At 73.6% G+C, this 22,696-nt stretch carries 19 protein-coding genes; 14 read left to right on the forward strand and 5 right to left on the reverse strand.

Features of this window, described 5'->3' with window-relative positions:
- From MQV74_RS10020 to MQV74_RS10030, 3 genes are all read left to right on the forward strand, one after another.
- The gene (locus MQV74_RS10020) at window positions 1-1,344 is read left to right on the forward strand and encodes a tetratricopeptide repeat protein (RefSeq protein WP_308402256.1); all 1,344 of its coding nucleotides are present in this window, start codon (window positions 1-3) and stop codon (window positions 1,342-1,344) included.
- Window positions 1,341-2,762 carry a nickel transporter gene (locus MQV74_RS10025; protein WP_242715971.1) on the forward strand — a complete coding sequence of 474 codons (1,422 nt, stop codon included), beginning with the start codon at window positions 1,341-1,343 and terminating at the stop codon, window positions 2,760-2,762. Before MQV74_RS10020 ends, MQV74_RS10025 begins: the two co-directional genes overlap by 4 nt.
- A 108-nt stretch (window positions 2,763-2,870) precedes the next feature.
- Window positions 2,871-4,529: a serine/threonine-protein kinase gene (locus tag MQV74_RS10030; protein WP_242728573.1), complete on the forward strand. Its 1,659-nt coding sequence runs from the start codon at window positions 2,871-2,873 to the stop codon at window positions 4,527-4,529.
- A gap of 40 nt (window positions 4,530-4,569) precedes the next feature.
- Here MQV74_RS10030 and MQV74_RS10035 read toward each other — a convergent pair whose 3' ends face one another.
- The gene (locus MQV74_RS10035; protein ID WP_242715973.1) at window positions 4,570-5,391 is read right to left on the reverse strand and encodes an SGNH/GDSL hydrolase family protein; all 822 of its coding nucleotides are present in this window, start codon (window positions 5,389-5,391) and stop codon (window positions 4,570-4,572) included.
- Between the two features lie 234 nt (window positions 5,392-5,625).
- Between MQV74_RS10035 and MQV74_RS10040 the strand changes: the two genes are divergently transcribed.
- From MQV74_RS10040 to MQV74_RS10065, 6 genes are all read left to right on the forward strand, one after another.
- On the forward strand, window positions 5,626-5,982 hold the full coding sequence (locus tag MQV74_RS10040) for a hypothetical protein (protein WP_171075681.1): 357 nt from the start codon (window positions 5,626-5,628) through the stop codon (window positions 5,980-5,982).
- Between the two features lie 34 nt (window positions 5,983-6,016).
- Window positions 6,017-7,120: a GNAT family N-acetyltransferase gene (locus tag MQV74_RS10045; RefSeq protein ID WP_242715975.1), complete on the forward strand. Its 1,104-nt coding sequence runs from the start codon at window positions 6,017-6,019 to the stop codon at window positions 7,118-7,120.
- A 430-nt stretch (window positions 7,121-7,550) separates the two neighbouring features.
- The gene (locus MQV74_RS10050; protein WP_374120603.1) at window positions 7,551-8,447 is read left to right on the forward strand and encodes a glycosyltransferase family 2 protein; all 897 of its coding nucleotides are present in this window, start codon (window positions 7,551-7,553) and stop codon (window positions 8,445-8,447) included.
- Complete coding sequence (locus MQV74_RS10055; RefSeq protein ID WP_242715978.1) at window positions 8,444-9,451, forward strand: glycosyltransferase family 2 protein; 1,008 nt, start codon at window positions 8,444-8,446, stop codon at window positions 9,449-9,451. The genes MQV74_RS10050 and MQV74_RS10055 overlap by 4 nt, the downstream gene beginning before the upstream one ends.
- Window positions 9,448-10,251, forward strand: coding sequence for a polysaccharide deacetylase family protein (locus MQV74_RS10060; protein ID WP_242715980.1), 804 nt, complete (start codon window positions 9,448-9,450; stop codon window positions 10,249-10,251). Before MQV74_RS10055 ends, MQV74_RS10060 begins: the two co-directional genes overlap by 4 nt.
- Window positions 10,244-14,191 (forward strand): lipopolysaccharide biosynthesis protein, encoded by a 3,948-nt coding sequence (locus MQV74_RS10065; RefSeq protein ID WP_242715982.1) that lies wholly within the window; start codon window positions 10,244-10,246, stop codon window positions 14,189-14,191. The genes MQV74_RS10060 and MQV74_RS10065 overlap by 8 nt, the downstream gene beginning before the upstream one ends.
- 45 nt (window positions 14,192-14,236) lie before the next feature.
- Here MQV74_RS10065 and MQV74_RS10070 read toward each other — a convergent pair whose 3' ends face one another.
- Window positions 14,237-15,658: a GH39 family glycosyl hydrolase gene (locus tag MQV74_RS10070; protein WP_242715984.1), complete on the reverse strand. Its 1,422-nt coding sequence runs from the start codon at window positions 15,656-15,658 to the stop codon at window positions 14,237-14,239.
- 133 nt (window positions 15,659-15,791) lie between these two features.
- On the opposite strand from MQV74_RS10070, the gene MQV74_RS10075 reads away from it, so the two are divergent.
- Window positions 15,792-16,886: a DUF5925 domain-containing protein gene (locus MQV74_RS10075; protein WP_242715986.1), complete on the forward strand. Its 1,095-nt coding sequence runs from the start codon at window positions 15,792-15,794 to the stop codon at window positions 16,884-16,886.
- A 25-nt stretch (window positions 16,887-16,911) separates the two neighbouring features.
- On the opposite strand, the gene MQV74_RS10080 is transcribed toward MQV74_RS10075, so the two are convergent.
- Window positions 16,912-17,295, reverse strand: coding sequence for a GntR family transcriptional regulator (locus tag MQV74_RS10080; RefSeq protein ID WP_242715994.1), 384 nt, complete (start codon window positions 17,293-17,295; stop codon window positions 16,912-16,914).
- Window positions 17,296-17,364: 69 nt separating this feature from the next.
- Between MQV74_RS10080 and MQV74_RS10085 the strand changes: the two genes are divergently transcribed.
- From MQV74_RS10085 to MQV74_RS10100, 4 genes are all read left to right on the forward strand, one after another.
- Window positions 17,365-18,297, forward strand: a complete 933-nt coding sequence (locus MQV74_RS10085) for a GNAT family N-acetyltransferase (protein WP_242715996.1) — start codon at window positions 17,365-17,367, stop codon at window positions 18,295-18,297.
- On the forward strand, window positions 18,278-18,808 hold the full coding sequence (locus MQV74_RS10090) for a DUF402 domain-containing protein (protein WP_242715999.1): 531 nt from the start codon (window positions 18,278-18,280) through the stop codon (window positions 18,806-18,808). Before MQV74_RS10085 ends, MQV74_RS10090 begins: the two co-directional genes overlap by 20 nt.
- Before the next feature lie 62 nt (window positions 18,809-18,870).
- Window positions 18,871-19,440: a TetR/AcrR family transcriptional regulator gene (locus MQV74_RS10095; protein WP_242716001.1), complete on the forward strand. Its 570-nt coding sequence runs from the start codon at window positions 18,871-18,873 to the stop codon at window positions 19,438-19,440.
- Window positions 19,441-19,499: 59 nt separating this feature from the next.
- Window positions 19,500-20,684 carry a GDSL-type esterase/lipase family protein gene (locus MQV74_RS10100; RefSeq protein WP_242716003.1) on the forward strand — a complete coding sequence of 395 codons (1,185 nt, stop codon included), beginning with the start codon at window positions 19,500-19,502 and terminating at the stop codon, window positions 20,682-20,684.
- 12 nt (window positions 20,685-20,696) lie between these two features.
- On the opposite strand, the gene MQV74_RS10105 is transcribed toward MQV74_RS10100, so the two are convergent.
- Together MQV74_RS10105 and MQV74_RS10110 are read right to left on the reverse strand one after the other, a co-directional pair.
- Window positions 20,697-21,191 (reverse strand): GNAT family N-acetyltransferase, encoded by a 495-nt coding sequence (locus MQV74_RS10105; RefSeq protein WP_242716005.1) that lies wholly within the window; start codon window positions 21,189-21,191, stop codon window positions 20,697-20,699.
- Entirely contained in the window at window positions 21,188-22,696 is a 1,509-nt protein-coding gene (locus tag MQV74_RS10110; protein ID WP_242716007.1) for a tripartite tricarboxylate transporter permease, read from the reverse strand. Before MQV74_RS10110 ends, MQV74_RS10105 begins: the two co-directional genes overlap by 4 nt.

A 22,696-nucleotide genomic window follows, 5' to 3' on the forward strand; every position in this document is an offset into this window, starting at 1 on the left:
GTGAACCACGTCTCCGGCCGCGGGCTCCTCGCCGCCGCCGTCCTCGCGGTCGCGCTGACCGGCGGGGCGCTGGCGCTCGGCGGGGTGCCGTCGGACTCGGACAAGGGGCGGCCGTCAGCGGCGGCCGCCCCGCCCGCCGCGCGGGGCAGCGCGCCGGACGCCACCGGGAACCGGCTGCTCGCCTCCGACCTGGACCGCGGGGTGGCCGCGCTGCGCGCGCGGCTGCGCGCCCGGCCCCAGGACGCCCGGTCCTGGGCCGCGCTCGGCACCGCGTACGTCGAACAGGCCCGGCTCCGCGGCGACCCGTCCCGCTACGCGGAGGCCGAGCGGGCCCTGGACCGCGCGCTCGTGCTGCGCCCCGCCGACGACTCCGCGCTCGCCGGGCAGGCCGCGCTCGCCGCCGCCCGGCACGACTTCGGGGGCGCCCTGCGGTACGCGGAGCGTGCGCTGGCCGTGAACCCCTACAGCGAGGGGGCGCTGGCCTCCCGCGTCGACGCGCTCGTCGAACTCGGCCGCTACGGGAAGGCGGCGCGGGCCGTGCGGGAGGCCGACGCGCGCCGCCCCGGCGTCCCCGTCTTCACGCGGTACGCCTACGTACAGGAGCTGCACGGCGACGTGGCCGGTGCCCGGCGCGTGCTGCGCCGGGCCGCGACGGCGGCGCGGTCCCCCGGGGACGTCTCGTACGTCGCCACGGCGCTCGCCCAACTGGCCTGGCGCCAGGGCGACTACGCCGCGTCCCTGCGCCACTGCGCGGCCGCGCTGCGGGCCGACCCCGGGAACCTGCCCGCCCTGGAGGCGCGGGGGCGGGCCCGGGCGGCGCGGGGCGAGACGGACGCCGCGATCGCCGATCTGCGCACCGTCGTCGCCCGGCGGCCGCTGCCCGGGACGCTCGTGGCCCTCGGGGAGCTGTACGACGCCCAAGGGGAGCCCGCGCGGGCCCGCGAGCAGTACCGGCTCATCGACTCCTGGGTGCGGCTCGCCCGCGCGCACGGGGTCGATCCCGACCTCGACACCGCGCTCGCCGCGGCGGACCACGGCGACCGGGCCGTGGCGCTGCGCGCGGCACGGGACGAGTGGAAGCGGCGGCACACCGTGCACACGGCCGACGCGCTGGCCTGGGCCCTGCACGTCAACGGGCACGACCGGGAGGCCCTGCGGTACGCGCGGCGCGCCACGAGCACGGGGGTGCGCGAGGCCTCCTTCCTCTACCACCGGGGGGCCATCGAGTCCGCCCTCTCCCCCGCCTCGGGCCACGCCTGGCTGCGCGCCGCGCTGGACCTGAACCCGGGCTTCTCCCCCCGGGGCGCCAGGGAGGCGCGACGCCTTCTGGGGGTGCCGCGATGACCGCGCCCGCTGCCCGCCGCCCCCTCCCCGCCAGGGCCTGGCGTTGGGCCCGGCGAGGCCTCGTCGTGCTTGCTGTCGTCCTTGGCACCGCCGCACCCGCCCATGCCCACCCCCTCGGCAACTTCACCGTCAACCAGTACGACGGTCTGCTCCTGGCCCCGGGCCGCCTCCGCGTCGAGCACGTGGAGGACCTCGCCGAGATCCCCGCCGCGCAGGCGGAACCCGCCATCGACCGCGAGGGAAGGGACCGTTGGGCACGGGAGAGGTGCCGCGCGGCGGCCGCACACGGCCGGGTGGAGGTGGGCGGGCGGAGCGTCGCCCTGCGCACGGCGGCGGCCACGGCCCGCGTGCGGCCGGGCCAGGCGGGCCTGCCCACCGTCCGGGTCGAGTGCCGTCTGACCGCTCCGCTGCCGCCCGGCGCCCTGACGGTCCGCTTCCGCGCCGCGCCCCAGGCCGTCCCGGGCTGGCGGGAGATCACCGCGCGCGGCGACCGCATGACCCTCAGCGGATCGAGCGTGCCGCGCACGTCCCGCTCCGAGCGCCTCACCCGCTACCCGCCCGGCGCCTCCTCTCCCGACGCGACAGCCGCCTCGCTGCGGGCCCGGCCCGGCGGCCCCGCCCTCGCCGACGAGCCGCCCCCGGCCCCCGGCTCCGCCCTGCCGCGCGCCGCGACCGACGCGCTCACCGGCCTGGTGGCCCGGCACGACCTCACCCCGGCCTTCGCGGCGCTCGCGCTCGGCACCGCCCTGCTGCTCGGTGCCCTGCACGCGCTCGCGCCGGGCCACGGCAAGACCCTGATGGCCGCGACCGCCGCCGCCCGCGGCAGCGCGTCGGCGCGGGACGTGCTGCCCCTCGCCGCGTCCGTGACGGTCACGCACACCCTCGGCGTGGTGGCGCTGGGGCTGCTGGTGGCGGGCGGCTCGGCGGCCGCGCCCTCGGTCGTCGCCTGGCTGGGCGTGGCCAGCGGGGCCCTGGTGACGGGCGCGGGCGCGCTGCTCGTACGACGGGCCTGGCGCCGCAGGCACCGGCCCGCGCACCCCCATGCGCACCCGCACGCGCACCCGCACCACCACGCGCACCCCCACCCGCCGCCCACCCTGCGCGGCACCCTCCTGCTCGGCTTCGCCGGTGGCCTCGTGCCCAGCCCTTCCGCCGTCGTGGTGCTGGTGGGCGCGGCCGCCCTGGGCGAGGCCTGGTTCGGCCTCCTGCTCGTCCTCGCCTACGGGGCGGGGCTGGCCGTCACGCTGACGGCGGCCGGGTTCCTCGTCGTACGGCTCGGCGCGGTGGCGGGACGGCGCCTGGCCCACGGCCGCACCCCCGGCCTCGCCCGCCGCCTCGCACCGCTGGGCTCCGCCTGCGTGGTCCTCGCCCTTGGGTGCGGATTGGTGGTCAAAGGGGCTGCAACGGCGCTCGGTTGAGCTACTTTTGTGGAGAATCGCACGGCTGCGAATGGGGGGACCGTGACCGGTCAGGCGCGCGTGATCGCGGGGCGTTACCGCCTCCTCTCCCCGCTCGGTGAGGGCGGCATGGGCACGGTGTGGCGGGCCCGGGACGACGTACTCGGCCGTGAGGTCGCGGTCAAGGAGGTCCGCGCGCCCGCGGGCCTCCCGGCGAGCGAGGTGGAGCGGCTGTACGCGCGCCTGGAGCGCGAGGCCTGGGCCGCCGCCCGCATCCCCCACCGGAACGTGGTGACGGTGTACGACGTGACGCGCGAGGAGGGCCGCCCCTGGATCGTCATGGAGCTGGTGCGCGGTCTGGCCCTGTCGGACGTCCTGGAGGCCGAGGGCCCGATGACGCCGCAGCGGGCCGCGCGCGTGGGCGCGGAGGTACTCGGCGCGCTGCGGGCCGCCCACGGTGCGGGCGTCCTGCACCGCGATGTGAAGCCGGGCAACGTCCTGCTCGGCAACGACGGCCGCGTCGTCCTCACCGACTTCGGGATCGCGATGGTGGAGGGCAGCTCGGCCCTGACGATGACGGGCGAGGTCGTCGGATCGCCCGAATTCCTCGCCCCGGAGCGGGCGCTGGGGCAGCGGCCGGGACCCGAGTCCGACCTGTGGTCCCTCGGCGTCCTGCTGTACGCGGCGGTGGAGGGCGTCTCGCCGTTCCGGCAGGACACCCCGCTGAGCACGCTGCGCGCGGTCGTCGACGAGGAGCTGCCGCCGCCGCGCGACGCCGGGCCCCTGGCGCCGGTCATCGAGGGCCTGCTCCGCAAGGACCCCAGCGAGCGCGCCACGGCCGCCGACGCCGAGCGCGATCTGCGCCTGATCGCCGAAGGCCACCCGCCGAGCAGCGGACGGGACGTTCCGTACGCGCCGACGGCGGTCTCCCACCAGCCGCCGGCGCCCGTGCCGCCCCCGCCGCCGCCCGGCGGCCACGCGGCCGCGCCCACGGCCACCGCGGGCGCCGCGTACGGCGGTACGACCTCGACGACCACGCCCGAGAGACCCCGCTCGCGGCGCGCGGCCGCGGCCCTCGTCGCGGGCGCCGCCGCCCTGGTGCTCGCCATCGCCGGCATCACGTACGCCCTCGTCGACGACGGCGACGGGAACGGCGGGGGCAAGGACGCCGGTAACGACTCCGGCGCCGACGCGGGCGGCGGCAGCGGGGGCGGCGGCACCGGAGGAAAGGACGGCGGCGGCAGCGGCGGGGGCTCCGACGGCGGCGGCAGCGGCAGCGGCGGTTCGAGCGGGGGCGGCGGCACCAACGGCGGGGGAGGCAAGGGCGGTTCGACGGACGGCGGCTCCACCCACGGCGGGGGCACGGGCGGCGGCACGGGCGGCGGCACCACCAAGCCCCCGCCCCAGTCCGTGCGCGTCTCCCTCACCGGCCACGGCACGGAGTACACGGGGGCCTGCCCGCCCGCGCAGGCGGCCTCGTTCACGGCGACGTTCACCGTCGGGCGCGTCCCGGTGACGGTCGAGTACCGCTGGGTCACCGCCGAGGGCGAGTCCGGCGACCCGGGCTGGAAGTCGCTCTCCTTCCCGACCGGGGGCGGGAAGACCAAGCAGGTCAACCACACGGAGCAGCCGGGCACGACGAGCGGGACGTACCACAACGAACTCAGCGTCGAGGTCCGCTCCCCCGTGACGGCCACGTCCAACGCCGTGGCGTACTCGGTGACGTGCGAGGAGGAGCCCACGACGGGCGGGGGCTCCTCCTCGTCCTACGGGGCCTTCGCGCCCTGAGGGCGCACCGGCCGCGCCGGGCTCCGGCGCGCGGCGGGCCTCAGGAGGCGTTCCTGCTGAAGACGGGCAGATAGCCGCCGGACTGCCCCGCTGCGGTCGGGTGGTACGACTCGCCGATGTTGGTCCAGACGACGCTGTTCAGCCACGGGGCGCCGGAGCAGATCTCGTGGCCCGCGAACGTGGTGGTGACGTCCCCGAAGGCGAAGCCGTGGTCGGCGGCGCGCTTGGCCACGGCCGCGTTGAGGTGGTCGGCGCCGCCGTTGATGGCGGTCCGCTCGCGCTCGGACAGACCGGCGAGGCAACTGCCGCCGAGCTTGTAGAAGCGGGGGTAGCCGAGGACGACGACCCGGGCGGACGGCGCCTTGCTCTTGATCGCCGCGTACACACGGTCGAGCTTGCCGGGCAGGGTCGAGTCGACGTAGGCCTTGGCCTGGTTGACGCGCGCCACGCAGCTGTCCTCGGACTGCAGGACGCAGGTCGTCATGACGTCGCTGAAGCCCGCGTCGTTGCCGCCGACGCTGATCGAGACGAGGCCGGTGCCGGAGTTGAGCGGCCCCAGCTGGTTGGCGAGCACGTCGTCGGTGCGCGCGCCGGAGCAGGCCGTGAAGCTGAACCCGGAGGGCGAGTTGGCGGCGGCCCACAGCGCCGGGAACGCCCGGGTGCTGCGTTTGCAGCCGCCGCTGCCGCTGTCGTAGCTGCCGGCCCCGACGCCGGACGAGTAGGAGTCCCCGAGCGCCACATAGGCGGGGGCCGCGCTCCGCGGGTCGCCGGAGTCGGCGTGCGCGGCGCCCACGCCGGTGAGGGTGGCGGCCGCGGCGAGGAGGAGCGACGCTGCATAGGCCGTGAAACGGGACAATCTCATGGTGCCTCCTTGAGCAGGATTTCCGCCTGGACAGTGGTAGCACCGCACCACCGCCGTCGATAGTGTTCATGACAATCAATTCTTCAGTAATTCCCTTGCCCGCTCCATGAGTTCACCGATCATCCGACGGGGTGACGGCGAACACCTGCGCACTCCCTGCGCGTCTTGACGAGCCGCCGCCGACTGCGCCACATTGAAGCCCGGCATCCGGCGCGTCGGGGGGCAAAGTCGCCAATGCAGACCATCAGGTTCAAGTCGTCGCACAGGGATCTGAGCCCGTTGCTCACGGGCGCGGCCGTCACGGCCGGGTGCGTCGGGGCGCTGTTCGCGCTGCTCGACCTCTCCTCACCGGTGCGCGGACCCCTGACTCTCTTCTTCCTCGTCGCCGCCCCCGCCGCCGCGCTCGCGCCCTGGCTGCGGGGGCTCGACCCCTGGGGCCGTGTCCTCGCCTCCGTCTCGGCGGCCGTCGTGGTCAACCTGCTGGTCGCCCAGGCCATGCTGGCCCTGCACGTGTGGTCGGTCCGCGGCGGCGTCGCGGCGGTGGCGGGGATCAGTTCGGTCATCTTCCTGTCGGCACTGGCGCGGCGCTAGCGCCCCCGCGCCCCGAGGAGACGGACTTGAAGACGTGGAGATCACCGTCCACCGTCCCGGCGAACTCACCGCGGCGGACCGGGTGGCCTGGACCGCCCTGCAGTCCAAAGCGCATCTGAACGGCTCACCGGGGCTCGCGAACCCCTTCCTCTCCCCCGAGTTCACGCTCGCCGTGGCGCGGGTGCGGCGCGACGTGCGGATCGCGGTCGCCCGGGAGGACGGCGAGCCCGCCGCGTTCTTCCCGTACCAGAGATCCAGAACCGGAGTGGGCCGCGCCGTCGGCCTCGGCGTCTCCGACAGCCAGGGCGTCGTGCACCGGCCGGGCTTCACCTGGGACGCCCGCGGGCTGCTGCGCGCCTGCCGCCTGGTGATGTACGAGTACGACCACCTCGTGGACGGCCAGCCGGCGTTCGAGGAGGGGGCCACCGACTCCTACGCCTCGCCCGTCATGGACCTCGACCAGGGCTACGAGGCCTACCTCGACCATCTGCGCACGCATGCGCCGAAGTTCCTGCGCAGCACCCTCGCCAAGGGCCGCAAGCTCGACCGCGCCCACCGCGAGGTGCGCTACGTGCACGACGAGCGCGACCCCGAGGCGCTGTGCACGCTGATGGCCTGGAAGTCCGCGCAGTACCGCAGGACCGGCCGCAGCGACCGCTTCGCCCAGGCCTGGATCACCCAGCTCGTGCACCAGCTCTTCCACACCCGCTCGGAGACCTTCCAGGGGCTGCTCTCCGTGCTCTACGTCGACGGCGCACCCGTCGCCGCGCACTTCGGCCCGCGCACCGAGCGCGTGCTCTCCTGCTGGTTCCCGGCCTACGACCCGGCGTTCGCGAAGTACTCGCCCGGCCTGCTGCTGCATCTGCACATGGCCGAGGCGGCCGCCGCCGACGGCATCGCCCACCTCGATCTCGGACGTGGCCAGAAACAGTACAAGGACTCCCTGAAGACACGGGAACTCGCCGTGTCCGAGGGGTGGGTGGCGCTGCGCCACCCCATGGCTCTCGGACATCGTGCGCATCGCGCGCCGGTCCGGGCGCTGCGCAACACGGTCGTATCCCGACCGGAATTGTTCGAACCGGCAGACCGCCTGCTCAAGGGCCTGGGAAAGATCCGTTCCCGGCGCCGAAAAGAGTGAGAAGCGCGCAAGAAGCGCCAGGGAACGTCAGAGAAGAACCAGTGAACAGGGCACATCCAAAGTGTCCTAAGACAACAGTCAATTTATCGAAAACGCGAGACCTCGTTCCAGGTCTTGCCATACGGTCGCAAGCATCAATACCGTCGTACATCCACCCGCAACGGTTCATCGGCAGTCGGTCTAGGGGAGGGCTCAAGACCGCGATGATCCCGGTGCGGGGCGCGGTAGGGGGGTGCCCGTGCCCGGTGACCACAAGTCGCCCGGGTCACGTGCCGCGCAGTCATGCCAGCTCACCCGGGCGTGTCCCGGAGCTCACAGCACGGTGTGGGCTCCGCCATGGCCGGACGTGAGAACCCCCTCTTTCGAACCGGACCCACAGCCGGACCGCCCGGGGGCGGGCGGTCCACCGGACGAGAGGGACCAAAGACTCATGAGTTCTGTCGTGCGCCCGTTCAATTCGGGCCAAGATCCTTTAATCGACCCGTCGCAGAACGGCTCCACCGCCAAGTCGGCACGGCCGTCACTGTCCAAAGGCGGAATGGCCGCCATTCCGAGCCAGCAGCAATACCGGCCGGTCTCCTCGCATCTGGCGATTGCGCCTCCGGTGAGCGTCGTGATTCCCGCGATGAACGAAGCGGAGAATCTTCCCTATGTGTTCAAGACCCTGCCCGAGTGGATCCACGAAGTCGTGCTCGTGGACGGCAATTCCACGGACGACACGGTCCGCGTCGCGCGCGAGCTGTGGCCGGACGTGAAGGTCGTCAGGCAGCTCGGCAAGGGCAAGGGCGACGCGCTCATCACCGGCTTCGAGGCGTGCACCGGCGACATCATCGTGATGGTCGACGCGGACGGCTCCGCCGACGGCCACGAGATCGTCTCCTACGTCTCCGCGCTCGTCTCCGGCGCCGACTTCGCCAAGGGCTCCCGGTTCGCCAACGGCGGCGGCACGGACGACATGACGCTCATCCGCAAACTCGGCAACTTCGCCCTGTGCGCGGTCGTGAACGCCAAGTTCGGCGCCCGGTACACGGACCTGTGCTACGGCTACAACGCCTTCTGGCGGCACTGCCTCGACAAGATCGAGCTCGACTGCACCGGCTTCGAGGTCGAGACGCTGATGAACATCCGCGTCGTCAAGGCGGGGCTCAAGGTCCAGGAGATCCCGAGCCACGAGTACCTGCGCATCCACGGCGTGAGCAATCTCAGCGCGGTGCGCGACGGTCTGCGGGTGCTCAGGGTGATCCTCACCGAGCGCTCCAACAGGCGCACCCAACGGCGGGTCACACGCACCGCCGCCGTCCCGGCGCGCCAGGGAGAGGTTTCTTGATCACTATCTCGGTGGTCATCTGCGTGTACACCGAGGACCGCTGGGAGGACATCCTCTCGGCGGTCGCCTCGGTCCGGGCCCAGTCCCGCGCGGCCCACGAGACCCTGCTCGTGGTCGACCACAACACAGCACTGCGAGAACGCCTCTCCAAGGAGTACAAGGAGGCGCCGGACGTGCGGGTGCTCGCGAACGCGGGCCCCCGCGGCCTGTCCGCGGGCCGCAACACCGGCATCGCCGCGTCCCGCGGCGAGGTCATCGCCTTCCTCGACGACGACGCGGTCGCCGAGCGCGACTGGCTGCTGCGCTTCGCCGAGGCGTACGACGACCCGCGGGTGTTCGCCGTCGGCGGCGCCACCCGGCCGGTGTGGGCCTCACGGCGCCGCCCGGCTTGGTTCCCCGAGGAGTTCGACTGGGTCGTCGGATGCATGTACCGGGGCCACCCGACCGGCCGGGTGCGGGTGCGCAACGTGCTCGGCGGCAACGCCTCGTTCCGGCGCACCGCCTTCGAGTTCGCCGGGGGCTTCGCCAGCGGCATCGGCCGCGACGGCGACAAGCGCCCGCTGGGCGGCGAGGAGACGGAGCTGTGCATCCGGCTCACCCGGGCCCGGCCCGACGCCGTGCTGCTCATCGACGACCGCGCGGTCATCCACCACCGGGTGCCCGCGGCCCGCGAGCGGTTCGGCTACTTCCGCTCCCGCGCCTACGCCGAGGGGCTCTCCAAGGCCCTGGTGGCCCGCAGCGTGGGCGCGGACAAGGGCCTGGAGTCCGAGCGCCGCTACACCACGCGGGTGCTGCCCGCGGGGGTCGGGCGCGGGCTGCGGGACGCGGTCCTCGGCCGCCCCGGCGGCGCGGGCCGCGCGGGCGCCATCGTGACAGGCGTGCTGGCGGCGGCCGGTGGGTACGTCGTCGGGAGCGTTCGCGCACGCAGGGCGGGGACGGAGTTCGCCGTCGTGGACGTGACGGAGGGCCCCGAGGAGAGACGCGTGGAGGGAGCGACCGGATGACCCGAAGAGGGATCCCCATATTCATGTACCACTCGGTCGCGCAGCTGCCGAACGACGCGACGCACGAGCTGTCCGTGTCGCCGGAGGCGTTCGCGGAGCAGATGGAAGTGCTCCGCGCGCTCGGCTGCACCCCGCTCACCACCGCGCAGCTGGCCCGGCTCTGGCGCCACCCGGGCCGGCCGCTGCCCACCCGGCCCGTCGTCATCACCTTCGACGACGGCTACGAGGGCGTGCACCAGCACGCCCTGCCGGTCCTGACCAAGCAGGGGTTCGGCTCGACGCTGTTCATCGCGACGGGCTGGCTGCGCGGCACGTACAACACCGGCGGTGGCCTCGACACCATGCTCACCTGGGACCAGGTGCGCGACCTCGCCGACTCCGGCGTGGAGATCGGCGGCCACAGCCACACCCACCCGCAGCTCGACCAGCTCTCGGACGACGCCCTGTGGTTCGAGGTGATCCGCTGCAAGGAGATCCTGGCCGGTGAACTCGGCACCCCGCCCGTGTCGTTCGCCTACCCGTACGGCTACTCCAGCCGCCGGGTGCGGCGCGCGGTGCGCGGTGCCGGCTTCTGCCAGTCGCTCGCCGTGGGGAACACCCTGGCGCGCCGATGTCAGGGCCCGTACGCACTGCGCCGCGTGACGGTGCGGCGCAGTACGGGCCTGGAGGAGTTCGAGCGGCTCGCCGAGGGCCGTTCGGTCACCCGGACCTTCGCCAGGGACCGGGCCCTCACCAAGGGTTATGCGATAGTCCGCCGTTGCCAACAAGCCCGCCGGAAGGCAGCTCGCTCCCGTGTCTGACACGACCACCGCACAGGCAGAGGTCACTGGGACCACCAGCAGTACCGGCGGCACACCGTCGTCCGGCGGAAAGGAGAGAAGGTCCCGGAGGGTGCGTCTGCCAGGTGCGGGCGGGGGCAGCCCGCTGTTCCGCAACGCGTACGCGCTGATGCTGAACACCGGTATCTCCGGCGTCCTCGGCCTGGGCTTCTGGCTGGCCGCCGCCCGGTACTACTCGGAGTCGGCGGTCGGCCAGGGCTCGGCGGCCATCGCGGCGATGAAGCTCCTCGCGGGCGTCACCGCCGTGACGCTCACGGGCGCCCTCGCGCGCTTCATCCCGGTGGCGGGCCGCGCCACCGGGAAGCTCATCTTCCGTACGTACGCGGGAAGTTCGATCGTCGTCGGCTTCGCCGCGCTGATCTTCCTGAGCACGCTCGACCTGTGGGGGCCCTCGTACCGCTTCCTGCACGGCCCGCTCGCCGGGGTGGGCTTCGTCGCGGCGGTCGTGGCCTGGTGTCTGCTCACCCTCCAGGACGGCGTGCTCACCGGCCTGCGCAGCGCGGTGTGGGTACCGGTGGGCAACACCGTGTTCTCCGTGGTCAAGCTCGGCCTGCTGATCGTCTTCGCCGCGGCCGTCCCCACGGCCGGGGTGTTCGTCTCGTGGGTGGCCGCCATCGCCCTGTCGGTGGTGCCGCTCGGCTGGCTGGTGTTCCGCCGCCTCGTGCCGCGCCACGTGCGGGCCACCGAGGGCAAGGCGAAGCCGCCCTCGCTGCGCGAGATCGGCCGCTTCCTGGCCGGTGACTACACGGGCTCGCTGTTCTCGCTCGCCGTGGTGTACCTGGTCCCGGTGATCGTCGCCTCACAGGTCAGCTCCGAGGACAACGCGTACTTCTACATCACCACCACGATCGCGGGCACCACCAACCTCCTTGCGATCAACATGGGTGCCTCGCTGACCGTCGAGGGGGCCCACGACCCGGCGCGGCTCGCCGCGAACACCCGGGCGGCGCTGCGCCGCATGCTGCGGATCATGCTGCCGGTGTGCGCGGTCATCTTCCTGGGCGCGCCCTACATCCTGCACGTGTTCGGGCAGGGCTACTCGGAGGCGGCGACGCCGCTGCTGCGCTGGTTCGCCGTCGGGTCCGCGCTGCGGGTCGTCATGGAGACGTACTTCGCCGTCCTCAGGGCACAGAGCCGCACCTCCGGCCTCGCCTGGCTGCAGGGCCTGCTGTGCGCGCTCGTCCTCGGTCTGACGCTGGTCCTGCTGCCGCGGATGGGCCTGACGGGCGCGGGCGTCGCGGAGATCTCCAGCCTCGCGGTGATCGTGGCGATCGCCGCGCCCAAGCTGTACGCGATCACGCACCGCACGGCCCCGGAGGCCGCGCCGGACGGCGACCTCGCGGACCTCGGCACCCCGGACGTCCCGCCGTCACCGGTGGCCCGCGCCCGGGGCGGCGCCCTCAGGAAGGCCCCCGGGCACCGCCTCGGCCCGGCCTGGGCATTGCGTGACTCCCTCGACTCGGACACCCTGCAACTGGCGATCCACCGGGCCGACCTGGACCACCAGGAGCGCAGGCCGGACGTGCGGCCCGGCCCGGCGACGCCGGTGTTCGGGACGCGGCCGCGCCCGGGCTCGGGGGACGGGGGCGGCATGGACGGGCACCGGCCCGCGTGGGCCGTGGGGCGGCCGTTCGGCGGCACGCCGTCGCACGGGACACCGGTGGAGCGCCCGGCCCCGGGCCGCGCGCCCGGTTCCGCCACGGGTGCGGCAGCCGTGCCGTCACCGGCGCCCGCCTCGCCCGGTTCACCGGGCATGAAGACACCGACACCCGTCACGGGCGCCCCGGCCACCCGGGGCGCGTCCGGGTCCGCCGCGGCGAAGTCGCCCGCGCCGCCCGCCGGTTCACCGGCGTCCGCCACGCCCGCTCCCCCGCCGCGGCCGGCCCCGGCCCCGGACCGCACCCCGCTGGTCCTCGCGCTGCTCCTGGCACTGGCCCTCGGCCTGTACTGGGTGCCCGCGCTCGGGCTCGGCGATGCCGACCTCGACGCGATGGGCGGGCTCGGCCTCATCTCCGTACTGCCGGTGCCCACGCTGGTCGGCGCAGTGCTCCTCGTGGTCGTGTTCGCCTCGCTGCTGCGCCTGGACCGGCCCCGCACCTGGCTGCTCGCGGTGACGCTCGTGGCCACCGTCGTGTCGCTGCACGCGCTGCCCGCCGTCATCGAGACCGAGCCGCGGTTCGCGACGGCCTGGCAGCACCTGGGCTTCATGGAGTTCATCGACCGGACCGGCACGGCGGCGCCCGACCTGGACGCGCGCTGGAGCTGGCCCGGGTTCTTCGCGGGCGCCTCGTTCCTCGCCGAGGCGTGCGGCGTCTCGGACCTGACCGAGCTCATCCGCTGGTGGCCGTTGGCCATCCAGCTCCTGTACCTGCCGCCGATGTACCTGCTCACCCGGCACATGCGGGCGAGCTGGCGGGCCAAGTGGACGGGCCTGTGGCTCTTCGTCCTGAGCGGCTGGGTGGGCCAGGACTACTTCTCCCCGCAGGGCTTCACGTATCTGCTGTACATCGCCTTCGTGGCGATCCTCCTGGTGTGGTTCCGGGCGCCGCGCGTGCTCTGGTCGAAGCGGCGGCCCGGCGAGGCCGAGGTGGAGCCGGCGAACCGGCGGCAGCAGGCGGTGCTGCTCCTGGTCCTCATGGGCCTGTTCGCGGCCACGGTGCCCGCGCACCAGCTGACGCCGTTCGTGATGCTCGGCGTGGTCACGGTCCTCGTGCTCGTGCGCCGCTGCGAGCTGCGGGGCCTGCCGCTGCTCTTCGGCGTCCTGGTGGTGCTCTGGCTGGGCTTCCTCGCGGAGCCGTACTGGTCGGGGCACTTCGACGAGCTGTTCGGCGGCGTGGGCGGGGTCGGCGGCAACGTGTCGTCGTCCGTCTCCGGCCGCATCGAGGGCGGCGACCCCACGCACAAGCTGGTCCTGTACACACGCGTGGCGCTGGCCGGGAGCGTGCTCGCGCTCGCCTGCTGGGGCTGGCTGCGCAGGCGCCGGCTGAAGTACCGCGAGGTGTCCCTCGTCGTCCTGGCCTTCGTGCCGTTCCTGGGCTTCGGCATGCAGAGCTACGGCGGCGAGATGGCGCTGCGCGTCTTCATGTTCGCGCTGCCGGGCGTGGCCCTGCTCGGCGGGCTCGCGCTGTTCCCGCGCACCGGGGCCACCGCCAAGGAGCGGGACCGCGACCGGGTGAGCCTCGCGCCGTACGCCGCGCTGCTCGCGGGGCTCGTCCTGGTGGGCGGCTTCCTGGTGGCCCGCTGGGGCAACGAGCCCTTCGAGCGGGTCCGCACGGGCGAGGTCGCCGCGATGGAGTACGTGTACGCGCACGACGACCCGACCGTGCGGCTGCTGTGGATGAGCAACGACACCGTCACCAACGTGACGCCCGCGATCCCCTGGGGCAAGCAGGACCCGGAGAAGGTCGAGTACCTGCCCACGCTCGCGCCGGCCGACCCGCGCCTGGTGTCGGGCCTGGTGAAGGCGCTCAAGGACGCGGGGCCCAACTCCTATCTGATGGTCAACCGCGGCCAGACGGTGTACCTCCAGATGGACTCGGGCTATCCGGAGCACTGGGACACCCGGCTCGTGCGGAACCTGGACGGGCGCGCGGACCTGAAGAAGGTCCTCAGCAACGCCGACGCGACGCTGTACACGCTGCGCGAGCAGCCGAGGGGTGCGGTGCCGAAGGCGGATCCGGGCGCGGTCGGCCCCAAGGTGACGTGGACGCCGTGGTCGGTGGTCGGCGGCCTCGCGGTGGTGGCGCTGGTGCTGTTGCTCGCGGCGCGCGAGGTGGTGCGCGTCGCGGTGGCGCCGGGCGTGGCGCAGCAGCGCTGGCTGCAGAGCAGCTTCTGGTTCTCGCTGCCGCTGCTCGCGGTGTTCCTGGCGTCGCTGATCCAGCGGTTCCTGACGATGGCGTAGCCCCGGGGGCCCGTGGGCCCCGCGCGCGGGCGGGTGTGGAGCGGCTCAGCGCTTGAGCCACTTCACCCCGTACCCGGCGAGGTCGAACCGCTTGCCGTCGACCTCCGCGCTGATGGGCCGGTCGAGCGTGTTCACCACGAGGACGGTGGCGTCGTCGGCGAGGACGCGGACGTTGGGCACGTCGTCGTCGGCGACGGTGACCTTCTCGTACCGGGTACCGGGCGGGAAGGCCGCGGCGAACTTCCCGAGCAGGTCCAGTATCGGCTTCCCGCGGCCGCCGTCGGCGAGCTGCGTCGAGCTCCACAGGCAGCCCGCGCAGTCGCCGCGCTTCTGCGGGTTCCAGTAGAAGCCGCTGGTGGTGCCGCCGCGGGCCAGGGCCATGAGGCCGGCGGCGTGCACGGCCACGCGGTGCGCCTCGGACCAGCCGTCGCGCTCGTCCTCGCCGTCGCCGGGTTCCACGTAGTACTCGGCCCACCACAGGGGCAGGTCGCCGGAGCGCTCGCGCAGCCAGTGGCTGACGTCGGTGAGCTTCTCGGTGGCCTTGAACTCGTCGGGGAGCAGCTCGTCGTCGACCGTGTAGCTGGCGCCGTCGACGACGACGAAGTCGGCGCCCGCCTTGTGCTTGTTCCAGTAGTCGAAGGCGTCGAGCGAGCGCTGGTCCATGGCGCCCCAGGGGCCCTTCAGGTCCTTGGAGACGCCGTCGGTCTGGCGCGGGTCGACGCTGTTCATCACCACGTACGGGCCGCCGACCATGATGTCCTTGTTCACGGCCTTCAGCGCCGCGTGGACGCGGTTGTACAGCTCGGTGTAGCCCTCGTAGTCCCAGCGGTGCTCGGTGCTGTTCCAGAAGCCCTTGAGTTCGTTCCAGACGATGAAGTGCCGTACGTCCGGATAGCGCTTGGCGACGGTGGCGGCGAGCCGGGCGAAGTCGTCGAAGTGCTCGGGCTCGGGGGCGGTCTCCAGGGAGCTCTTGCTCCAGTTCGTGTGGTCGGCGCCGGGCGTGCCGCCCTTCATCCAGTCGGGGGCGCAGCACAGGGTGACGACGGGCGTGCCGCCGGTGGCGCGGATGAAGTCGACGCGGCGGTCCATGGCGCCGAAGTCGTAGCGCCCCTTCACCGGTTCGGGGTTGCCCGAGCCCCAGCCCATGATGTGCTGGACCTGCGGCAGCGGGCGCGGCTGGCCCTTGAGCAGCTTCTCGGCGCGCGCGACGGCGGCGTCCTCGCCCTGGTCGGCGCTGTGCTGGGTGTGGGTGAAGCCCCAGCCGACCTGGGCCTCCCCCCGGGGCGGCGGGTCCATGGGCGTGCCGTGCACCTTGTCGCCGTCCTTGGTGGTGCCCGCGGTGCTGCCGCCGCGCTCGTCGGGCAGCGTGAGCACGGTCAGGACCAGGGCCAGAGCGGCCGCACCAACGCCGAGCAGAGCGGCGAGACGCCACTTCCGCGCATCCGAGTTCCACCCATGCCGTCGCATCGAGGGCCAGCGTAACGGCGACGATTCCCGGTCGGGCGCGTTCCGTACGAGTGTCCGGGACTTACGCGTGGCGTTCGGGCGGAGTACCGAAACCAGGGTGCACACGGGCTCATTCGTGGCGGATCATGGCGGCATGTCTGCGAACCCTCAGGACGCCCTGCCGATCCGGCTCAACGTCGACGACAGCGACTCCCCGTCGGACGTCGTCGACGCGCTGTTCCTCGGCCGCTTCGCGATGGGCGAGCAGCCGTACTCGCACAGCGCGAACATCGACCGGGTCAAGGCGGGCTCGACGCTGCTGCCGCCGGACGCCCGCGTGCTGCGGGCCGCCCGCGACGACGACCGCAGCGCGACGCTCGCCGAGGGCGAGGGCTGGACGCTGCTCGTCTCGCGCTGGAACCGGGGCGCGGACGTCACGGTCACGGCGACCACCGCGGAGCTCGCCGAGGACGTCCTGAAACAGGCCACGGACGGCGCGCAGGACGACCCGGAGCCCCAGCCGGAGAACGTGACCATGGGGTTCTGGTACGTCTCGCCGCGGCGCGGCCCGTACCGCACGACGCGGCAGATCTCCGCCGGCACGTGGTCGGAGGTGCGGCAGAACTACACCGCGCCGGTGGCCGACGCCATGGACAAGCTGATGAAGACCACGCCGGAGGACATCTCCGGGCGGCTCCTCCTGCTGCACGGTCCGCCCGGCACGGGCAAGACGTCCGCGCTGCGCACGCTCGCGCGCTCCTGGCGCGACTGGTGCCAGGTGGACTGCGTCCTGGATCCGGAGCGCCTGTTCACGGACGTCGGCTATCTGATGGACATCGCCATCGGCGAGGACGAGGGCACGGCGAAGGGCCGCTGGCGGCTGCTGCTCCTGGAGGACTGCGACGAACTGATCCGCGGCGAGGCCAAGCACACGGCGGGCCAGGCCCTCTCGCGCCTGCTCAACCTGACGGACGGCCTGCTCGGCCAGGGCCGCAACGTGCTGGTGGGGGTCACCACCAACGAGGACCTGGAGCGGCTGCACCCCGCGGTGGTGCGGCCCGGGCGGTGCCTGGCCCGGATCGAGGTGGGGGCGCTCACCCGCGCCGAGTCGGTGAGCTGGCTCGGCACCCCCGAGGGCGTCTCCCGCGAGGGCGCGACCCTGGCCGAGCTGTACGCCCTGCGCCGCGGCACGACGCCGCCGACCATCCCGGCCACCCGGGACAACGACGACGCGGGACTGTACCTATAGCCACCGAGCAACCGTCGCACCGGGGTCAGGGCGTGGAGTCGTACACCGCGCGCAGCGCATCGCGCACCGCCGCCAACGCCTCGTCCTGCGTGAGGCCGAGGCGGCGCACCTGCTCGGCGTACGCCTGCGCGGCCCCCGCGGCGGCCCGGGCCCCGGCCTCACGCGCCGCCGCGACGAACGTCCCGTGCCGCCCCCGCGTCTCGATCACCCCGTCCGCCTCAAGGGCCCGGTACGCCTTGGCCACGGTGTTCGCCGCGAGCCCGAGCTCCTCGGCCAGCCCGCGTACCGTCGGCAGCTTGTAGCCGACGGGCAGCACCCCGCCGCGCGCCTGCTCGGCGATCTGCGTCCGCACCTGTTCGAACGGCGGCGCGGCACCCGCGCCTTCCTTGATGACGATCTTCAGAGCCACCCGCCGATTGTCCCGCACGCGCGGAAATTCGGAGGCACCCGGGCCCGCCCCGCGCGTACCGTCCGGGCCATGACTGAGATCCGGGTGCGCGACCTGCGCACCTCCGACCCGCGGGACACCGCCGCCTACGCGGCGGTGCGGCGCGCCGCGGTGCCCGCCCTGCTGGCCACCGCCGCGTCCGTGGCGTACTCCTGCGCGCACGCCCATCCCGACGCCCGCTACCGCGCGCTGGTCGCGGAGGCGGACGGCGAGGTCGTCGGCACGGCCCAGGTGGGCATCGCGCACGACAGCCCGGAGCCGGGCCAGGGCTTCCTGAACGTCTATGTGCACCCGGGGCGGTGCGGCCTGGGCGCGGGCTCGCTGCTCGTGCGCACGGCGGAGGAGCACCTGGCGGGCGCGGGCGCGACGGCGCTGTACTCGTGGGTCCTGGACACGCCGCGCAACCGGGCGTTCGCGGCCCGGCGCGGCTACCGCGCGAGCCGTACCGCGCACTTCCTCCGCCTCGACCTGGCGCGGGGCGAGCTGCCGCCGCTCGCCGACCCGCCCCCGGGCGTCGAACTGCGCTCGGCGGCCGACTTCCGGGACGACCCGCGCCCCCTGTTCGCCCTGGACGCGGAGACCGCGGCGGACGAACCGAGCGATGTGACCGCGGAGTTCACGGACTACGCACACTGGCTCACCGAGACCTGGCACCACCCGCTCCTGAACCACGAGCTGACCACGGTGGCGGTGGTGGACGGGGAGCCCGCCGCGTTCACCCTGGCGCACACCGACGACGCGTCCCGGTACGCGTCCGGCATGACCGGCACGGCCCGCGCCCACCGGGGCCGGGGCCTGGCCAAGCTCGCGAAGAACGCCTCGCTGCACCGGGCCCGGGCGGCGGGCTTCGCGGAGGCGTTCACGGGCAACGACAGCGAGAACGGCCCGATGGTCGCGATCAATCAGTGGTTCGGATACGAAATCCACGACACGGAGGTCCGTCATGTCCGTTCTGTCGACTGACGTCAAGCCCTCGACCGACGTCGAGGTCGAGCTGCGCAAGGCGGGGCGCACGAAGATCCGCTATCCGGCCCGGCTGCTCTCGGACGACGGGACCCGCGTCACGGTCCGCGCGCCCTGGGCGGGCGCGGGCGTACGGGACTTCGGCTTCGTCCGCTTCGAGCCGGGCGACACGTTCGTGGAGCACTACTGGCGCGACCGCTGGTACGCCGTCAAGGAGGTGTACGCCGCGGACGGCGCGCTCAAGGGCTGGTACTGCGACGTGACCCGGCCCGCCGTCCGCAGCGGCGGCGTCCTCACCGTCGAGGACCTGGACCTCGACCTGTGGTGCGCGGCGGACCGCAGTGCGGTGCTGCGCCTGGACGAGGACGAGTTCGCGGCGAGCGGCATCACGGAGGCCGATCCGGCCGCGGCCGCCGCGGCCGTGCGGGCCCTGTCCGACCTGGAGCGCCTCGCCGAGCGGGGCCTCCTCCCGAGGTCGCCCGAGGCCCTCTCGACCCAGCCTAAGGAGTAATCCTGCTTGCCTAAACCCTTTAGGTAACTGCATAATCGGTTCTGTCGAAGGAGAGGACCGATATGGCACGCGTGGGACTGACCCCGGAACGCCTGACCCGGGCGGGCGCGGAGCTGGCCGACGAGGTCGGCTTCGACCAGGTGACCGTCTCGGCGCTGGCCCGGCGGTTCGACGTCAAGGTCGCGAGCCTGTACTCGCACGTGAAGAACTCCCAGGACCTCAGGACGAGGATCGCCCTGCTGGCCCTGGGAGAACTCGCCGACCGGGCCGCCGACGCACTGGCCGGACGCTCCGGCAAGGACGCGCTGACCGCCTTCGCGCACGTCTACCGCGACTACGCCACGGAGCACCCCGGGCGCTACGCCGCGGCCCGGCTGCGGCTCGACCCCGAGACGGCGGCCGCGAGCGCGGGCGTCCGGCACGCGGCGATGATGCGGGCGATCCTGCGCGGCTACGACCTGGCGGAGCCGGACCAGACGCACGCGGTCCGGCTGCTCGGCAGCGTCTTCCACGGCTACGTCAGCCTGGAGACGGCGGGCGCGTTCAGCCACAGCGAGCCGGATCCGCAGGAGAGCTGGGCCCGGATCCTGGACTCCCTCGACGCCCTGCTGCGGAACTGGCCCACGCCCTGAGGCCTTCGCCCCGGCCTGCCCGGACACTACTTCCCCACCCCACCCCAACAGGCTGAGACATGCGTACCGAGCACCCCTTGACCACCGTCCCCCTCACCGCTGACCTGCTGCGCGGCGCCCTCGACCTGGAGCGCACCGCGCACGGGCTGCTGCCGCACCGGCTGCCCGCGCGGGCCCGCGCCCAGTGCGCCGACGGCCAGCTCGCCATGGCGGAGTCCCAGCCCTCCGGCGTACGCGTCGCCTTCCGCAGCCGGGCCACGGTCGTGGAGCTGGACGCGCTGCCCACCAAGCGGATCTACGTGGGCGCGCCGCCCCGGCCCGACGGCGTCTACGACCTGCTCGTCGACGGCGACCTCGTCGCCGGGGAGAGCCTGGCCGAGGGCAACACCCTGACCATCGACATGGCCACCGGGTCCGCCGAGACACGGCCGGGCCCGGCCGGCACCCTGCGCTTTGCGGGGCTGCCGGACCGCGACAAGGACATCGAGATCTGGCTGCCGCACAACGAGACCACCGAGCTCGTCGCGCTGCGCGCCGACGCCCCGGTCGCGCCGCTGCCCGAGCGCGGCCGCAAGGTGTGGCTGCACCACGGCAGTTCGATCAGCCACGGCTCCGACGCCGCGAGCCCCACCACCATCTGGCCCGCGCTCGCCGCGGCGCTCGGCGGCGTGGAGCTGATCAACCTGGGCCTGAGCGGCAGCGCGCTGCTCGACCCGTTCACCGCCCGCGCCCTGCGGGACACCCCCGCCGACCTGATCAGCGTCAAGCTGGGCATCAATGTGGTCAACGCCGACCTGATGCGCCTTCGCGCCTTCGGGCCCGCCGTGCACGGCTTCCTCGACACGATCCGCGAGGGCCACCCGAGCGTGCCGCTGCTCGTCGTCTCGCCCCTCCTGTGCCCCGTCCACGAGGACACGCCCGGCCCCAGCGCGCCGGACTTCAGCGGCATCGGCGAAGGCAAGCTCCGGTTCGTGGCCGCGGGCGACCCCGCGGAGCGCGCCGCCGGGAAGCTGACGCTCACCGTCATCCGCGAGGAGCTGTCCCGCATCGTGCGGCAGCGGGCCGCCGAGGACCCGAACCTGCACTACCTCGACGGCCGCGCCCTCTACGGCGAGGCCGACGCCGCCCGCCTCCCCCTCCCGGACAACCTCCACCCGGACGCCGCCACGCACTGCCACATCGGCGAACGCTTCGCCGGGCTGGCCTTCGCCCCCGACGGCCCCTTCGCGGGGCGCGGGGCCTGACGGCACCGCCCCTCAAGGGACGTCCACAGCAAGGGCCTTGCGGTAGTGGAAGCGGTCGTAGACGCCCTCGACCCGCCGTTCCACGAACTCGTAGCCGAAGCGTGGGTAGAGCTTCTGGTTCTCCCACATCATCGCGTTGGTGTAGAGCCGTATCTCGGGCAGGCCCAGGCCGCGCGCGTGCTCCTCGACGAACTCCAGGAGGCGCCGGCCCAGGCCCGTGCCCTTGGCGTCGGGGTGGACGGCGATGTTGTCCAGGTACAGATGGTCGTCGTACGCGTAGACGACCACCAGGCCGACGACGGTGCCCTCCGGGGTCTCGGCGACGTGCACCCGCCCCGCCGCCACGTTCTGGGCGTGGTCCGACTCCATGGGGGCGGGCACGCGGCCGATGCGCTCGATGTAGTGGTGGTACGCCGCGTGCGTGATCGCCCGCACGGCGGGCACGTCGGCGGCGGTGGCGGGGCGGACGGCGGCCTGCGCGCCGGGCGGGGTGATCTTGTCGGTCATTGCCTCACCGTACGGCGGGAGTTCAGCAGGGCGCGCGCCGGTTTCCGCAGCAGGGGCCAGAGCAGGAGCAGCGCGATGACCGCGTAGACGCTGATCGAGAAGGGCGTGTCGACCAGGCCCCGGACGCTGCCGTCGCTGATCTGCAGGGCGCGGCGCAGCTGTTGCTCGGCGTTCGGGCCGAGGATGACGCCGATGACGGCCGGCAGGACCGGCAGGCCGTAGCGGCGCATGCCGAAGCCGATCAGGCCGATGACGAGCAGGATGACCAGGTCGAGCGCCTCGCCGCCGACGGCATACGCGCCGACCGCCGCGAAGAAGAGAATCCCTGCGTACAGATACGGGCGCGGGATGCGCAGCAGCTTCGCCCACACGGGGGCCAGCGGCAGGTTCAGGGCGAGGAGCAGCACCATGCCGACGAACAGGGACGCGATCAGGCCCCACACCAGCTCCGACTCGCGCTCGAACAGCAGGGGTCCGGGCTGGATCCCGTAACTCTGGAAGGCGGCGAGCATCACGGCGGCGACGGCGGTCGTGGGCAGGCCGAGGGTCAGCATGGACACGAGGGTGCCCGCCGCGGAGGCCGAGGAGGCGGACTCGGGGCCCGCGACGCCCTCGATGGCGCCCTTGCCCCACTCGTCCTTGTGCCGGGAGAGGCGTTTCTCGGTGACGTAGGAGAGGAAGGTGGGGATCTCGGCGCCGCCCGCGGGGATCGCGCCGAACGGGAAGCCGATGAGCGGGCCGCGCAGCCAGGACTTCCAGGTGCGCTTGACGTCCTGCTTGCCGAGCCAGGGGCGGCCGACGGGGATGGCCCGGCCGCTGATGCGCCGAAGGTGCGCGGCGACCCAGAGGGCCTCGCCGATGGCGAACAGGCCCACGGCGACGATCACCACGTCGATGCCGTCGGCGAGTTGGAGCGAGCCGAAGGTCAGGCGCTGCTGTCCGGTCATCTGGTCGAGGCCGACCAGGCCGAGGGTCAGACCGATCAGGAGGGAGGCGAGGCCGCGGATGCGGGAGGAGCCGAGGACCGACGTCACGGCGATGAAGGCGAGCACCATGATGGCGAAGTAGTCGGGCGCGCCGATGTCGACGGCGAGGTCCGCGACCTTCGGCGCGAGCGCGACGAGCAGGATCGTGCCGATCATGCCGCCCGCGAAGTGGCCGATGGCGGCGGCCGCGAGCGCCTGCGCGCCCCGGCCGGACTTGGCCATCGGGTTGCCCTCCATGGCGGCGACGACGGCGGCGCTCTCGCCCGGCGTGTTGAGGAGGATCGACGTGGTGGAGCCGCCGAACATCGCGCCGTAGTAGATGCCCGCGAACATGATGAAGGCGCCCGTGGGTTCGAGTCCGTACGTCACCGGGAGCAGCAGGGCCACGGCCATCGCGGGGCCGATGCCGGGCAGGACGCCGATCGCCGTGCCGAGGAGCACGCCGACCGCGGCCCAGAGCAGGTTGATCGGGGTGAGCGCGGTGCCGAAGCCGTCCATGAGGGAGGTGAAGGAGTTCAT

Origin of the sequence: Streptomyces sp. AN091965 (genome assembly GCF_022698285.1) — a bacterium.
Lineage (GTDB): Bacteria > Actinomycetota > Actinomycetes > Streptomycetales > Streptomycetaceae > Streptomyces.

Excerpts from the sequence above, each read along its gene's own strand:
- MQV74_RS10075 (WP_242715986.1), top strand. The coding sequence starts at position 15,792 with ATGTCTGCGAACCCTCAGGACGCCCTGCCGATCCGGCTCAACGTCGAC.
- MQV74_RS10050 (WP_374120603.1), top strand. The coding sequence starts at position 7,551 with ATGAGTTCTGTCGTGCGCCCGTTCAATTCGGGCCAAGATCCTTTAATC.
- MQV74_RS10035 (WP_242715973.1), bottom strand. The coding sequence starts at position 5,391 with ATGAGATTGTCCCGTTTCACGGCCTATGCAGCGTCGCTCCTCCTCGCC.
- MQV74_RS10110 (WP_242716007.1), bottom strand. The coding sequence starts at position 22,696 with ATGAACTCCTTCACCTCCCTCATGGACGGCTTCGGCACCGCGCTCACC.
- MQV74_RS10025 (WP_242715971.1), top strand. The coding sequence starts at position 1,341 with ATGACCGCGCCCGCTGCCCGCCGCCCCCTCCCCGCCAGGGCCTGGCGT.
- MQV74_RS10060 (WP_242715980.1), top strand. The coding sequence starts at position 9,448 with ATGACCCGAAGAGGGATCCCCATATTCATGTACCACTCGGTCGCGCAG.
- MQV74_RS10085 (WP_242715996.1), top strand. The coding sequence starts at position 17,365 with ATGACTGAGATCCGGGTGCGCGACCTGCGCACCTCCGACCCGCGGGAC.
- MQV74_RS10030 (WP_242728573.1), top strand. The coding sequence starts at position 2,871 with ATGGGCACGGTGTGGCGGGCCCGGGACGACGTACTCGGCCGTGAGGTC.
- MQV74_RS10090 (WP_242715999.1), top strand. The coding sequence starts at position 18,278 with ATGTCCGTTCTGTCGACTGACGTCAAGCCCTCGACCGACGTCGAGGTC.
- MQV74_RS10095 (WP_242716001.1), top strand. The coding sequence starts at position 18,871 with ATGGCACGCGTGGGACTGACCCCGGAACGCCTGACCCGGGCGGGCGCG.
- MQV74_RS10070 (WP_242715984.1), bottom strand. The coding sequence starts at position 15,658 with ATGCGACGGCATGGGTGGAACTCGGATGCGCGGAAGTGGCGTCTCGCC.
- MQV74_RS10105 (WP_242716005.1), bottom strand. The coding sequence starts at position 21,191 with ATGACCGACAAGATCACCCCGCCCGGCGCGCAGGCCGCCGTCCGCCCC.
- MQV74_RS10040 (WP_171075681.1), top strand. The coding sequence starts at position 5,626 with ATGCAGACCATCAGGTTCAAGTCGTCGCACAGGGATCTGAGCCCGTTG.
- MQV74_RS10100 (WP_242716003.1), top strand. The coding sequence starts at position 19,500 with ATGCGTACCGAGCACCCCTTGACCACCGTCCCCCTCACCGCTGACCTG.